The organism is Serratia sp. MYb239, from assembly GCF_002966855.1.
GTDB classification, from domain to species: Bacteria; Pseudomonadota; Gammaproteobacteria; order Enterobacterales; family Enterobacteriaceae; genus Serratia_B; species Serratia_B rhizosphaerae.
In genome coordinates, this window is record NZ_CP023268.1 from 1011532 (window position 1) to 1023910 (window position 12379).

At 58.9% G+C, this 12379-nt stretch carries 10 protein-coding genes; 5 read left to right on the forward strand and 5 right to left on the reverse strand.

Going from position 1 to position 12379, the window contains the following annotated elements; translation table 11 throughout:
* Positions 1 to 570: 570 nt before the first annotated feature.
* Both CLM71_RS04775 and CLM71_RS04780 read right to left on the reverse strand, forming a co-directional pair.
* Complete coding sequence (locus CLM71_RS04775) at positions 571 to 828, reverse strand: hypothetical protein (protein ID WP_105229988.1); 258 nt, start codon at positions 826 to 828, stop codon at positions 571 to 573.
* Positions 829 to 958: 130 nt separating this feature from the next.
* The gene (locus tag CLM71_RS04780; RefSeq protein WP_105229989.1) at positions 959 to 2224 is read right to left on the reverse strand and encodes a mechanosensitive ion channel family protein; all 1266 of its coding nucleotides are present in this window, start codon (positions 2222 to 2224) and stop codon (positions 959 to 961) included.
* Between the two features lie 242 nt (positions 2225 to 2466).
* Here CLM71_RS04780 and malZ point away from each other — a divergent pair, with 242 nt between their 5' ends.
* Positions 2467 to 4287, forward strand: coding sequence for a maltodextrin glucosidase (gene malZ, locus CLM71_RS04785; protein WP_105229990.1), 1821 nt, complete (start codon positions 2467 to 2469; stop codon positions 4285 to 4287).
* Between the two features lie 38 nt (positions 4288 to 4325).
* Here the strand turns inward: malZ and ggt are convergent, their stop codons facing one another.
* From ggt to CLM71_RS04800, 3 genes are all read right to left on the reverse strand, one after another.
* Positions 4326 to 6089, reverse strand: a complete 1764-nt coding sequence (gene ggt, locus CLM71_RS04790; protein WP_105229991.1) for a gamma-glutamyltransferase — start codon at positions 6087 to 6089, stop codon at positions 4326 to 4328.
* Positions 6090 to 6295: 206 nt separating this feature from the next.
* The gene (locus tag CLM71_RS04795; protein ID WP_054305460.1) at positions 6296 to 6898 is read right to left on the reverse strand and encodes a peroxiredoxin C; all 603 of its coding nucleotides are present in this window, start codon (positions 6896 to 6898) and stop codon (positions 6296 to 6298) included.
* 253 nt (positions 6899 to 7151) lie between these two features.
* The gene (locus CLM71_RS04800; RefSeq protein ID WP_105229992.1) at positions 7152 to 7733 is read right to left on the reverse strand and encodes an ACP phosphodiesterase; all 582 of its coding nucleotides are present in this window, start codon (positions 7731 to 7733) and stop codon (positions 7152 to 7154) included.
* A gap of 145 nt (positions 7734 to 7878) precedes the next feature.
* Here CLM71_RS04800 and queA point away from each other — a divergent pair, with 145 nt between their 5' ends.
* From queA to secD, 4 genes are all read left to right on the forward strand, one after another.
* The gene (queA, locus tag CLM71_RS04805) at positions 7879 to 8949 is read left to right on the forward strand and encodes a tRNA preQ1(34) S-adenosylmethionine ribosyltransferase-isomerase QueA (RefSeq protein ID WP_105229993.1); all 1071 of its coding nucleotides are present in this window, start codon (positions 7879 to 7881) and stop codon (positions 8947 to 8949) included.
* A 71-nt stretch (positions 8950 to 9020) separates the two neighbouring features.
* On the forward strand, positions 9021 to 10145 hold the full coding sequence (gene tgt, locus CLM71_RS04810) for a tRNA guanosine(34) transglycosylase Tgt (RefSeq protein ID WP_105229994.1): 1125 nt from the start codon (positions 9021 to 9023) through the stop codon (positions 10143 to 10145).
* 28 nt (positions 10146 to 10173) lie between these two features.
* A complete protein-coding gene (gene yajC, locus CLM71_RS04815; RefSeq protein ID WP_004949246.1) occupies positions 10174 to 10506 on the forward strand; it encodes a preprotein translocase subunit YajC in 333 nt (110 codons plus the stop codon).
* A 24-nt stretch (positions 10507 to 10530) separates the two neighbouring features.
* The gene (secD, locus tag CLM71_RS04820; protein ID WP_105229995.1) at positions 10531 to 12378 is read left to right on the forward strand and encodes a protein translocase subunit SecD; all 1848 of its coding nucleotides are present in this window, start codon (positions 10531 to 10533) and stop codon (positions 12376 to 12378) included.
* The last annotated feature ends 1 nt before the right edge of the window (position 12379 follow it).

The following is a 12379-nucleotide window of genomic DNA, read 5'->3' on the forward strand; positions in this document are numbered from 1 at the left end:
CCAGGCCAGGCGGTTGGCTGCGCCAACTGCCCTCACTCATTCTCGGCGCATCACGGCCGGCTGCGACAAGCGTCCCTGCTTGTCTCACCTAAAACCGCCGTCCATGGCGGTTTTGCCTATGCGCCGTTCCTTCGTTCGGCGCCTTCTATGGCGGTCACCCACCGTGCACATTCCAGCAATGTCTTCGTCTGTAAATTATGAATGTCAAAATCTGAGGTTAACTATCCCGGTAATGGCAGATTCGGGTGTTGACCTTTAGCGCGCATCACGGGCTGCCGAACAAGGAACCTGAGCCAGGGGCAACCGGACAGGGATGTCCGGTTGAGGCGGCACAGGCAGGGATGCCTGTAGAGCCGACCCGCCCGGCGACGGTGACGCCGTGAGGGTACCCGCGAAGCGGGCAGAACGAGCCTAAGCGCGGGCGCGGGTGCAGGGGCCGCGCCCACGGCCCCTGCAATTGCCGTTTATCGTAGTTACAGAGAAATACCGTACGTTTACGGCAATTCCAATCACACTGAGCCTACAGATTGCCGTGCAATAACGATGTCACTAGAGCTTCATTGAATCTTGCTATTTATCTTCAGTATCTCCACGTTCGGCAGCGTGGGTTTCGCCGCGCGTGAGGGGCGTGGGGGATTCCTCGCCTTCACCGGCGTAGCGCGTCAGCGCGTCACGGATATCCCGCATATCGCGGCTTAAGGCGCTCAGCGCCGGCTGTAGCGTGACCTTCAGGTTCCCTTCAACGCGTGCGGCGCTGTGCAGGCAGCCGATAAACAGCAGCGTGCTGAGCAGCGTGAAAAAGCGATGTTTGAGCCGTGTTAAGTGCATGCGTTCTCCCCCGGTGGTTGAGTATTCGCTGCATTAACGCCGTTTTAGCGCGGAAAGAAAAGAGGGGGGAGATATCTGCTGGCAATCAGAGCAGGATAATTACCAGCAGAAATAATTACGTCAGTTTCGGTCAGGAAACGTCGGCCGTCGGGCGGATATCTTTCAACAGGCCGCGCATATCGTTACCGGTCGGCGTCTGATGAATACGCAGGTCGAACTCTTCAATCACCGCATAGATATGGTCGAAAATATCCGACTGGATACTCTCGTACTGCGCCCAGACCGTGGTGTTGGTAAAGGCGTAGATCTCCAGCGGCAGCCCCTCCGGCGTCGGTGCCAGCTGACGCACCATCAGCGTCATATGCTGGTGGATGTGCGGGTGGGCGCGCAGATAGGCTTCCAGATAGGCACGCAGCGTGCCCAGATTGGTCAGGCGGCGGCCGTTGAGCGGCGAGCTGAGATCCACCTGCGCCTGCTGATTATATTGTTGCAGCTCTTCCGTTTTGTTGTTCAGGTAGTGCTGCAGCAGCGGGTTGCGGTTCAGGCGCTGCTCTTCCTGCTCGGAGAGGAAGTGCACGCTGGTGGTGTCGATATTGATGCTGCGTTTGATGCGACGACCGCCGGATTCCGACATGGAGCGCCAGTTTTTAAACGAATCGGAGATCAGCGCGTAGGTCGGGATGGTGGTGACGGTGTTATCCCAGTTGCGCACTTTGACCGTGGTCAGGCCGATGTCGGTGACCGCGCCGTCGGCGCCGTATTTAGGCATCTCCAGCCAGTCGCCGATTTTCAGCATATCGTTGGCGGACAGCTGGATGCCGGCCACCAGGCCCAGGATCGGATCCTTAAACACCAACATCAGCACCGCGGTCATGGCGCCCAAACCGCTGAGCAGCAATAGCGGCGATTTACCCATCAACAGCGAGACGATCATAATGCCGATTAACACGGCGGCGATCAGCTTCACGCTCTGGAAAATGCCGCGCAGCGGCAGCTGATTGGCCGCCGGGCTTTCGCGCAGCACCGCCAGCAGGGTATCCAGCAGCGAGAACAGCGTCAGCAGGGCGTAGGCCATGATCCACACCTGCGCGGCGGTGACGATTACCGCCTGGGTCTGAGTGCCGCTGTGCAGCCATAACAGCGCCTGCAGGTTGATGATCACGCCCTGCAGCAGCAGCGCCGCGCGCTGGAACAGTTTGTACTGGGTCAGCGCCTGTTGCCAGACGCGCTGCGACTGCTGGCCGCGGCGCTGAATGGCCGCCAGCACTACGCGGTGCAGGATAAAGTGGATAACCACCGAAATCAGGGCGATCAGCACCAGTACCAGCACCAGCGACATGATGTCGGTAAATTCGATGCCAAACTGATCTAACCATTGAGCAATCCGTTGTTGCATAGCTCCTCCATAAAACGTGTTAACAATAGCCACTAAGCGGATAGGGGCGTAAGCCTATAGCCCGTGCCGCGTAATGTGTACCGGTTTACCAATTTTTACATTAAGTTAGCACGATTTCCTCCTCTCAGCCTCCCGGCTCCTCCCCCGTTTTTATCGCTGACAGATGAGTGACGGGAGCGTGCGGCGTGGCATGGTGGGCGCAATTCACGGTTATTTGCGCTGGCAACAGCGGGAGGAACGTTATGCTGGAAGCCTGGCATCTGCCGGTGCCGCCGTTTGTGGAAAAGAATGGGCAGCAGTTGGATATCACGCTGTGGTTGCAGGCTTCAATGCCGCCTCTGCAGGTATTGCTGCGTGCGGAACCGGATAATGAAGAGTGGCTGCTGCCGATGGCGGCGCAGGCCGTTGACGGTCGGCTGTGCTATCGCGCCAGCCTGACGCTGAATGAAGGAGAGGCGACGCGGCGCTACTGCTTTAAGCTGCTGTGGGCCGACCGCCAGCGCTGGTTCGGCCCGTTAGGCTGGTCGCTGACGCCGCCGGATCAACTGACGCAGTTTGCGCTCGACGAGCCGGACGACGGTCCGGGCTGGGTGGCGGATCGACTGTTTTACCAGATATTCCCCGATCGCTTCGCCAGCAGCGGCGGCGCGCATGGGATACAGAGCGGCAGCTACGTGCATCATGCCGCCGGTACGCCGGTGGAGCGGCGCAGCTGGCAGCAGCCGTTGGACGAACGGCTGGCGGCGTCGACCTTTTACGGCGGCGATCTGGACGGCATTATTATGAAGCTGCCCTATCTGCAGCAGTTGGGCGTCACCGCGCTCTACCTCAATCCGATTTTCACCGCCCCCAGCGTGCATAAATACGATACCGAGGATTACTATCAGGTGGATCCGTACCTGGGCGGCAACGCGGCGCTGCGACGCTTGCGAGTAAGCACTCACAAAATAGGGATGAAACTGCTGCTGGACGGCGTATTTAACCATACCGGCGATTCGCATCCGTGGTTCGATCGCCACCGGCAGGGTGAAGAGGGCGCCTGCCACCACCCGGATTCCCGCTACCGTAACTGGTTTAACTTTTATCCCGACGGCACCGCATTAACCTGGAAAGGCAACGCCAGCCTGCCGAAGCTGAATTACGCCGAGCCGCAGGTAGCGGCGGCGATCTATGGTGATGCCGACAGCGTGGTGCGTCACTGGCTGAAGCCGCCGTACAGCATTGACGGCTGGCGGCTGGACGTGGTGCATATGCTTGGGGAGAACGGCGGCGCCGGCGGTAACCTGCGCCATTTGGCGGGCATCTATCAGGCGGCCAGAGAGGAGAATCCTGCCGCCTATCTGCTGGGTGAGCATTTTGGCGATGCGCGCCGCTGGCTGCATGCCGGCGTAGAAGATGCGGCGATGAACTATATGGGCTTTGCCCTGCCGCTACGGGCATTTCTGGCGGGGGTTGATGTGGCGCGTCATCCTGTCGATTTGGACGCCGCCGCCGTTGCAACATGGATGGACAGCTACCGCGCCGGTCTGCCGCATAACCGCCAGCTGATCATGTTCAATCAGCTCGACAGCCATGACACGCCGCGTTTTTTGACCCTGCTGGGCGGTAATATGGCGCGGATGCGCATGGCGGCGGTGTGGCTGATGAGCTGGATCGGCGTGCCCTGCCTGTATTACGGCGATGAAGTGGGGTTGGACGGCGAGAATGATCCGCTGTGCCGTAAACCGTTTCCCTGGGATGAGAGCCTCTGGGAACGGCCGCTGCTGGCGCTGTTTCAGCGGATGGCGGCACTGCGCAAGCAGAGTCTGGCGCTGCGGCGCGGCGGCTGTCAGGTGCTGTATGCGCAGGGGGAGACGCTGGTGTTTGTACGTACTTACCAGCAGGAGCGCGTGCTGGTGGCGCTGCAGCGCAGCGGCGGTAATCAGGCGGTGCGGCTGGCATATAGCCCGCTGCTGACGCCGGGCGACTGGCGGAGGCTGGAAGGCGAGGGCGAACTGTCGGCGTGCGATGGTGGCCTGTCGCTGCGTCTGGTCGCGGAATCGGCGAGCGTCTGGCGGCTTTAGCGAAAGGAACGGGGGCCGAGCGGCCCCCCGGGATGGCATCAGTAGCCGATCGCCGCGCCGGCCGGGCGGCGTACGTCGTTAGCGCCGTACAGATAGCCTTCGCGCACCTTGCCTGAGACCGCCGAATCATTGCCGGAGTTGGGCGGCGTCACGCCCGCCGCGCCCGGCAGACCGACCAGAATCAGTTCGGCCGCCCCCCATGGCGTCTGCTCCACCATTTTGTAACCCATCTTCTGCAGCAGATTCAGCGTATCCGCGGAGACGCCGCGCTGTTCGTAGTAGACCTCGTCAGGCAGCCACTGGTGGTGAATGCGCGGCGCATCCACCGCCTCCTGCGGCGCCATACCGTGGTCGATCACGTTAAGCGCGGTCTGCAGCGTGATGGTGATAATGCGCGAACCGCCCGGTGAGCCGAGCACCATAAAGATTTTATTGTCTTTGGTCACCAGCGTCGGGCTCATCGACGATAGTGGGCGCTTACCGGGGGCGATGGCATTGGCGGTGCCCTGCACCAGCCCATAGAGGTTTTTCTCGCCGACCTTCACGGTAAAGTCATCCATTTCGTCATTGAGGAAGAAACCGGTGCCGGGGGCGATCACCACCGCGCCGAAGCGGCCGTTGACCGTATAGGTGGTTGATACCGCATTGCCGTCATGATCGACGATGGAGTAGTGAGTGGTTTCCGGCTTTTCATGCGGCTCCATGCCGGGCTGCACGTTTTCCGACGGCGTTGCCTTGCCGGGGACGATTTGCTTGCGGATTTGCTCGGCATAGCTTTTGCTGACCAGCCGGTCGATCGGGTTGTTGATAAAGGCCGGGTCGCCGAGATAGGTGTTGCGATCCATATAGGCGTGGCGCATGGCTTCGGTCATGGTGTGGATGGCCGCCGCCGAGTTAAAGCCCATACTTTTCAGATCGTAGCCTTCCAGGATATTCAGCGTTTCGCACAGCGTAACGCCGCCGGAGCTTGGCGGCGGCGATGAGACGAACTTATAGCCGCGGTAGCTGCAGGTAATCGGCGCCGTTTCGGTGACTTTGTAGTTGGCGAAGTCGGCCGCGGTCAGAATACCGCCGCCCTTGCGGGCCGCCGCTTCCACTGCCTGCGGAATTTTACCGTGATAGAAGGCGTCCGGCCCCTGTTTGGCGATGGCTTCCAGCGTATTGGCCAGATCGGCCTGCACCAGACGATCGCCCGGCTGCAGCGCGCTGCCGTCTTTACGCAGGAAGATTTTGGCCGCTTCGGGGTCCTGCTTAAAGCGAGCGACGGTGGTATCGAGGATATCGGTATCGGCGCGCGTCAGCACAAAGCCTTCCCGCGCCAGCTTGATGGCCGGCGCCATCACCTGTTCGCGGCTCAGCTTGCCGTATTTTTTGCGCGCGGTTTCCATGCCCAGCACGGTGCCCGGTACGCCGGCGGCCAGGTAGCCGTACAGGCTGGCGCCTTTTTTCACTTTGCCGTCGGCGTCCAGGTACATATTGGCGCTGGCCGCCGCCGGCGCGGTTTCACGGAAGTTGATAAAGGTATCGGTGCCGTCGGCCAGATGGACGGTCATAAAACCACCGCCGCCGATATTGCCGCAGCAGGGGTTAACCACCGCCTGCGCGTAGCCGACGGCCACGGCGGCATCCACCGCATTACCGCCCATTTTCAGAATGTCGACGCCCACCTGTGAGGCCAGACGTTGCGAGGTGACCACCATACCCTGCCGTGCTTCTACCGCCGGCGTGGAGGCGGCGTGCAGGCTGCCGCTGACCAGCAGCGCCGCCATGGTCAGGGGTTTACTCCATTTATGCAAAAACATTGATATTCCTACCCTGTCAGTTTTTTATTATCAGGCTCTGCAAAGAACAGGCCAGCGGTTACAGCGTAGCGCCATGGCGCGGCACGCGCTGAAAATTGACGGGAGAATGTGAACCAAAACAAGGAAAACGCGGCGGGGTTGCACAACAAAAGGGCATAAAAAAACCGGCCAGCAAGGCTGACCGGTAGATAACGCTAGGGCTGAAATTACAGCTTGGCAGCGTTTTCAGACAGGTATTTAGCAACGCCGTCTGGAGACGCGCCCATACCTTCTTTGCCTTTTTCCCACTGAGCCGGGCACACTTCGCCGTGCTCTTCATGGAACTGCAGCGCATCAACGGTGCGGATCATTTCGTCGATGTTACGGCCGATTGGCAGATCGTTAACGATCTGAGAACGCACGATGCCGTCTTTGTCGATCAGGAAAGAACCACGCAGCGCAACGCCCGCTTCCGGGTGCTCGATGCCGTAAGCTTTCTGGATTTCACGCTTAACGTCAGCAACCATTGCGTATTTCACTTCACCGATGCCGCCGTTTTCAACAGGGGTTTTACGCCATGCGTTGTGAACGAACTCGGAGTCGAAGGAAACGCCAACCACTTCTACGCCACGCTTCTGGAACTCTTCATAGCGGTGATCGAAAGCGATCAGCTCTGAAGGGCACACGAAGGTGAAGTCCATTGGCCAGAAGAACAGTACGGCTGGTTTGCCGTTCAGGTGTTTTTTCAGGTTGAAGTTTTCAACGATTTCGCCGTTACCAAGTACGGCAGCTGCGGTGAAGTCAGGGGCTTGACGAGTTACCAGGACCATGATTACTCCTGTAATAGTAGTTAAGGGTTAATGTCTGCCCGAGGAGGTAAACCGCGGGCAAAAACTTGGGCCAGTATAGGGGCCTTGCGTTGGCGAATAAAGGTTAAAAACGCCAATCATTGAGATAGTTTTTATCTATCGATATCAGTAATTAATACAGCGAGCCTTAAAAATAACCTTTTCCGGCAAAAGGGCAAGCGTTAACGGCAAAATTGTTGTCAGGCGGCGTTGTCACGCGCGCTTGCCGGCCCTGCTACAGGCGTTTGGCCTGTGCCTGACGCATCAGTTGAGGATAAAACTGCCAGAACTGTGTTTCAAGCTGATGATAGTGGCGTTCTACGTCGGCGAAAGAGCCGCCCAGCGCCGCCAGCCGCGGTCGCCGACTGGCCATGCCGCGCAGCACCTGAGCGATAAACGGCAGTTCGGCGTAGCGCTCCAGCCAGCGTTCTGACCAGAGGTAATGGTTCAGGGTCTGAAAACGCTCGGGCGTTTGCGCCAGATGAGGAACGATTTGATCGCGCGCCTGGCGGGTAAAATCACTGAGCGGACGCGCCGGCTCGATCTGCCGCCAGTGGCGCGCCAGAAAGTGGTCCCACACCACATCGAGCGTGATGGGCGCCACGCGGCGATAGTCGGCGCCAAAGTAATCGCGGCTCTGTTTAACCTGCGGCAGCGAGTCCGTCAGGACGTCAATACGGCGGTGCAGCATAATGCCTTCCGCCACTTCGGGCGCATAGTCCGCCGCCGGGTTGCCGCGTACAAAGTCGGCCAGCAGGTTACCCAGCAGCGAGCTGTCCGCCAGCTGGGCCAAATGGAGATGAGCAAGGAAATTCATCCGGTCACTATACCTTAAAGTGGGTTATCTTGAGGCACCGTTCTGTGCCATAACGACGGCGCGCGGGAAATTCGCCTTATTCCTTGCCGCCTTTCCCCCATGGCTTTAGACTATAGCGCCTATTTTTTTAGCTGAAGTGAATACCATGCGCGTCGCCGATTTTTCCTTTGAACTTCCCGAGTCTTTAATCGCCCGTTACCCGCAGGCGCAGCGCAGCGGCTGCCGCCTGCTGCAGTTGGACGGGCCAAGCGGCGAGCTGACGCACGGCGTGTTCACCGACCTGCTGGATAAATTGGAGGCCGGCGACCTGCTGGTGTTTAACAATACCCGGGTGATCCCGGCGCGCATCTTCGGCCGTAAGGCCAGCGGCGGCAAGATTGAGGTGCTGGTGGAGCGCGTACTGGACGACAGCCGGGTGCTGGCGCACGTGCGCGCCTCGAAGGCGCCGAAACCGGGCGCTGAGTTGCTGCTGGGCGATGACGAAAGCATCGCTGCGACCATGGTGGCGCGTCATGACGCCCTGTTTGAGCTGCGTTTCGACGATGAGCGTGACGTGTTCGCCATTTTGAATGATGTCGGCCATATGCCGCTGCCGCCGTATATCGACCGGCCGGACGAAGACGCCGACCGCGAGCTTTATCAGACCGTCTACAGCGAAAAGCCGGGCGCGGTGGCGGCGCCGACCGCCGGCCTGCACTTTGACGAGCCGCTGCTGGCGGCGTTGCGCGCCAAGGGCGTGGAGATGGCGTTCGTCACCCTGCATGTCGGCGCCGGCACCTTCCAGCCGGTGCGGGTGGACAGCATTGAAGATCACATTATGCATGCCGAGTATGCCGAAGTGCCGCAAGAGGTCGTGGATGCGGTACTGGCCTGTAAAGCGCGCGGCAAGCGGGTGATTGCCGTCGGTACCACCTCGGTGCGCTCGCTGGAGAGCGCCGCCGCTGCCAGCAAGGACGCGCTGATTGCGCCGTTCTTCGACGATACCAGCATCTTTATCTATCCGGGGTATCACTATCAGGTGATCGATGCGCTGGTGACCAATTTCCACCTGCCGGAATCGACGCTGATCATGCTGGTTTCCGCCTTTGCCGGCTACCAGAACACTATGCATGCCTATCAGCAGGCGGTGGCCGAGCAATACCGCTTCTTCAGTTACGGCGATGCGATGTTTATCAGCCGTAACCCGCAGGCGGAAAACGAATCCGTCGGCGAGTAAGTTTCCGGGCCGCGCCGATGCGTGGTCCTGTATTAATGACATCAGACTGTTTCTCTGATGCTGGAGGATAAGTGAAGTACGAATTAGATACTACCGATGGCCGCGCGCGTCGCGGCCGCCTGGTCTTTGAGCGCGGTGTGGTGGAAACGCCGGCCTTTATGCCGGTCGGCACCTACGGCACCGTAAAGGGCATGACGCCGGAAGAAGTGAAAGAGACCGGCGCGCAGATTTTGCTGGGCAACACTTTCCACCTGTGGCTGCGTCCGGGGCAGGAGATCATGAAGCTGCACGGCGACCTGCATGACTTTATGCAGTGGCCCGGCCCGATCCTCACCGACTCCGGCGGTTTCCAGGTGTTCAGCCTGGGGGCGATGCGCAAAATCAAGGAAGAGGGCGTTTACTTCCGTAACCCGATCAACGGCGACAAAGTGTTTCTCAGCCCGGAAAAATCGATGGAAATCCAGTATGACCTGGGTTCTGACATCGTGATGATTTTTGACGAGTGCACGCCGTACCCGGCGGACTGGGATTACGCCAAGCGTTCGATGGAGATGTCGTTGCGCTGGGCGCAGCGCAGCCGTCAGCGTTTTGACGAGCTGAACAATAAAAATGCGCTGTTCGGCATTATTCAGGGCGGCGTTTACGAAGATTTACGTGATGTTTCAGTAAAAGGGCTGGTGGAGATCGGCTTTGATGGTTACGCTGTGGGCGGTTTGGCGGTAGGTGAGCCAAAAGAGGACATGCACCGTATTCTCGAACATGTTTGCCCGCAAATTCCGGAAGATAAGCCTCGCTATCTGATGGGCGTCGGCAAGCCGGAAGACCTGGTGGAAGGCGTGCGTCGCGGCATTGATATGTTTGACTGCGTGATGCCGACGCGTAATGCGCGTAACGGCCATCTGTTCGTGACCGACGGTGTGGTAAAAATCCGCAATGCCAAGCACAAGGATGATACTTCTCCGCTGGACAGCGAGTGTGATTGTTACACCTGTCGCAATTACAGCCGCGCCTACTTGCATCATCTCGACCGTTGCAACGAAATACTCGGTGCCCGTTTGAATACCATTCATAACCTTCGCTTTTACCAGCGTCTGATGGCGGGTTTACGCCAGGCCATCGAAGAGGGTAAATTAGAGGCGTTTGTTGCGGACTTCTACGGTCGGATCGGTAAACCGGTTCCGCCTTTAAATGTTTAATAATTGATAACTTAATGAGGGAATTTCAATGAGCTTTTTCATTTCTGACGCCGTCGCATCCGCAGGAGCTCCGGCTCAGGGAAGCCCGTACTCTCTGATCATTATGCTGGTGGTATTCGGCCTGATCTTCTACTTCATGATCCTGCGCCCGCAGCAAAAGCGCGCCAAAGAGCATAAAAAACTGATGGACTCCATCGGCAAGGGTGATGAAGTGCTGACCACCGGCGGTCTGATCGGTCGCGTTACCAAAGTGGCCGATACCGGCATTATCGCTATTGCGCTGAACGACACCACGGAAGTGATGATCAAGCGTGACTTCGTGGCGGCCGTTCTGCCGAAAGGTACCATGAAGGCCCTGTAATTTTTTTTCCCGAAGGGAATTGCCGTGCTAAACCGTTATCCTTTGTGGAAGTATCTGATGCTGATCGTGGTGATCGCCGTCGGTCTGCTTTATGCGCTTCCCAACATTTATGGTGAGGATCCGGCCGTACAAATCACTGGCGCGCGCGGTGTCGCCGCCAGTGAAACTACGCTGGGCCAGGTCCGTACCGTATTAGAAAAAGACCATATCGAGAGCAAGTCGATCGCGCTGGAAGAAGGCGCCATCCTGGCTCGCTTTAAAGATCCTGACGTTCAGCTGCGGGCGCGTGAAGCCCTGATGTCGGCGCTGGGCGATAAGTACGTCGTGGCGCTGAACCTTGCGCCGGCGACGCCGCGCTGGCTGTCCATGCTGGGCGCCGAGCCGATGAAACTGGGCCTTGATTTGCGTGGCGGCGTGCACTTCCTGATGGAAGTTGACATGGATACCGCGCTCAGCAAGCTGCAGGAACAGACCATCGACACCCTGCGCAGCGACCTGCGTGAAAAGGGCATCCCTTACGCGTCTATCCGCAAGCTGGACAACAACGGCGTTGAGGTCCGCTTCCGCGATAACGACGCGCGCGATCGGGCTATCAGCTATATGACGCCGCGTCAGCGCGACTACGTGTTCTCCTCTAACGGCAGCAACGTCATGAAGGTCACCCTGACCGATGCGCGTCTGAGCGAAGCGCGCGAATATGCCGTGCAGCAGAACATCACCATCCTGCGTAACCGCGTCAACCAACTGGGCGTCGCCGAGCCGCTGGTGCAGCGTCAGGGTTCTGACCGCATCGTGGTTGAACTGCCGGGCATCCAGGACACCGCGCGCGCCAAAGAGATTCTGGGCGCTACCGCGACGCTGGAGTTCCGTCTGGTTAACACCAACGTTGACGCCACCGCAGCGGCCAACGGCCGCGTGCCGGGCGATTCGGAAGTGAAGAACACCCGTGAAGGCCAGCCGATCGTGCTGTACAAGCGCGTGATTCTGACCGGTGACCATATCACCGACTCCACCTCGACCATGGACGAGTACAACCAGCCGCAGGTTAACATCTCGCTGGACAGCGCCGGCGGCAACTCGATGTCCAACTTCACCAAGGACAACATCGGCAAGCCGATGGCGACCCTGTTTGTGGAATATAAGGACAGCGGCAAGAAAGACGCCAACGGCCGTGCGGTGCTGGTGAAGCAGGAAGAAGTGATCAACGTGGCGAACATTCAGTCGCGTCTGGGCAACAGCTTCCGCATTACCGGTATCGGCAACCCGAACGAAGCACGTCAGCTGTCGCTGCTGCTGCGTGCTGGTGCGCTGATTGCGCCGATCCAGATCGTGGAAGAGCGTACCATCGGCCCGACCCTGGGGATGCAGAACATCGAACAGGGCCTGGAAGCCTGCCTGTGGGGCCTGGTGGCGTCCATCGTGTTTATGGTGGTGTGGTACCGTAAATTCGGCGTGATTGCGACCAGCGCGCTGGTGGTTAACCTGGTGCTGATTGTCGGTGTGATGTCGCTGTTGCCGGGCGCAACGCTGACCATGCCGGGGATTGCCGGTATCGTTCTGACGCTGGCGGTGGCGGTTGACGCCAACGTACTGATTAACGAACGTATCAAGGAAGAGCTGAAGAACGGGCGTTCCGTTCAGCAGGCGATCCATGAGGGCTATAAAGGCGCGTTCTCCAGTATTATCGACGCCAACATCACGACGCTGATCACCGCGATTATTCTGTACGCAGTGGGCACCGGTTCGATTAAAGGCTTTGCGATTACCACCGCGATCGGCGTGGCGACGTCCATGTTTACCGCGATTGTCGGTACCCGTGCCATCGTCAACCTGCTTTACGGCGGCAAACGCATTAACAAGCTGTCTATCTGAG

Coding starts and splice junctions, on each gene's coding strand:
- queA (WP_105229993.1), top strand. CDS start 7,879: ATGCGCGTCGCCGATTTTTCCTTTGAACTTCCCGAGTCTTTAATCGCC.
- malZ (WP_105229990.1), top strand. CDS start 2,467: ATGCTGGAAGCCTGGCATCTGCCGGTGCCGCCGTTTGTGGAAAAGAAT.
- yajC (WP_004949246.1), top strand. CDS start 10,174: ATGAGCTTTTTCATTTCTGACGCCGTCGCATCCGCAGGAGCTCCGGCT.
- CLM71_RS04775 (WP_105229988.1), bottom strand. CDS start 828: ATGCACTTAACACGGCTCAAACATCGCTTTTTCACGCTGCTCAGCACG.
- CLM71_RS04800 (WP_105229992.1), bottom strand. CDS start 7,733: ATGAATTTCCTTGCTCATCTCCATTTGGCCCAGCTGGCGGACAGCTCG.
- ggt (WP_105229991.1), bottom strand. CDS start 6,089: ATGTTTTTGCATAAATGGAGTAAACCCCTGACCATGGCGGCGCTGCTG.
- CLM71_RS04795 (WP_054305460.1), bottom strand. CDS start 6,898: ATGGTCCTGGTAACTCGTCAAGCCCCTGACTTCACCGCAGCTGCCGTA.
- CLM71_RS04780 (WP_105229989.1), bottom strand. CDS start 2,224: ATGCAACAACGGATTGCTCAATGGTTAGATCAGTTTGGCATCGAATTT.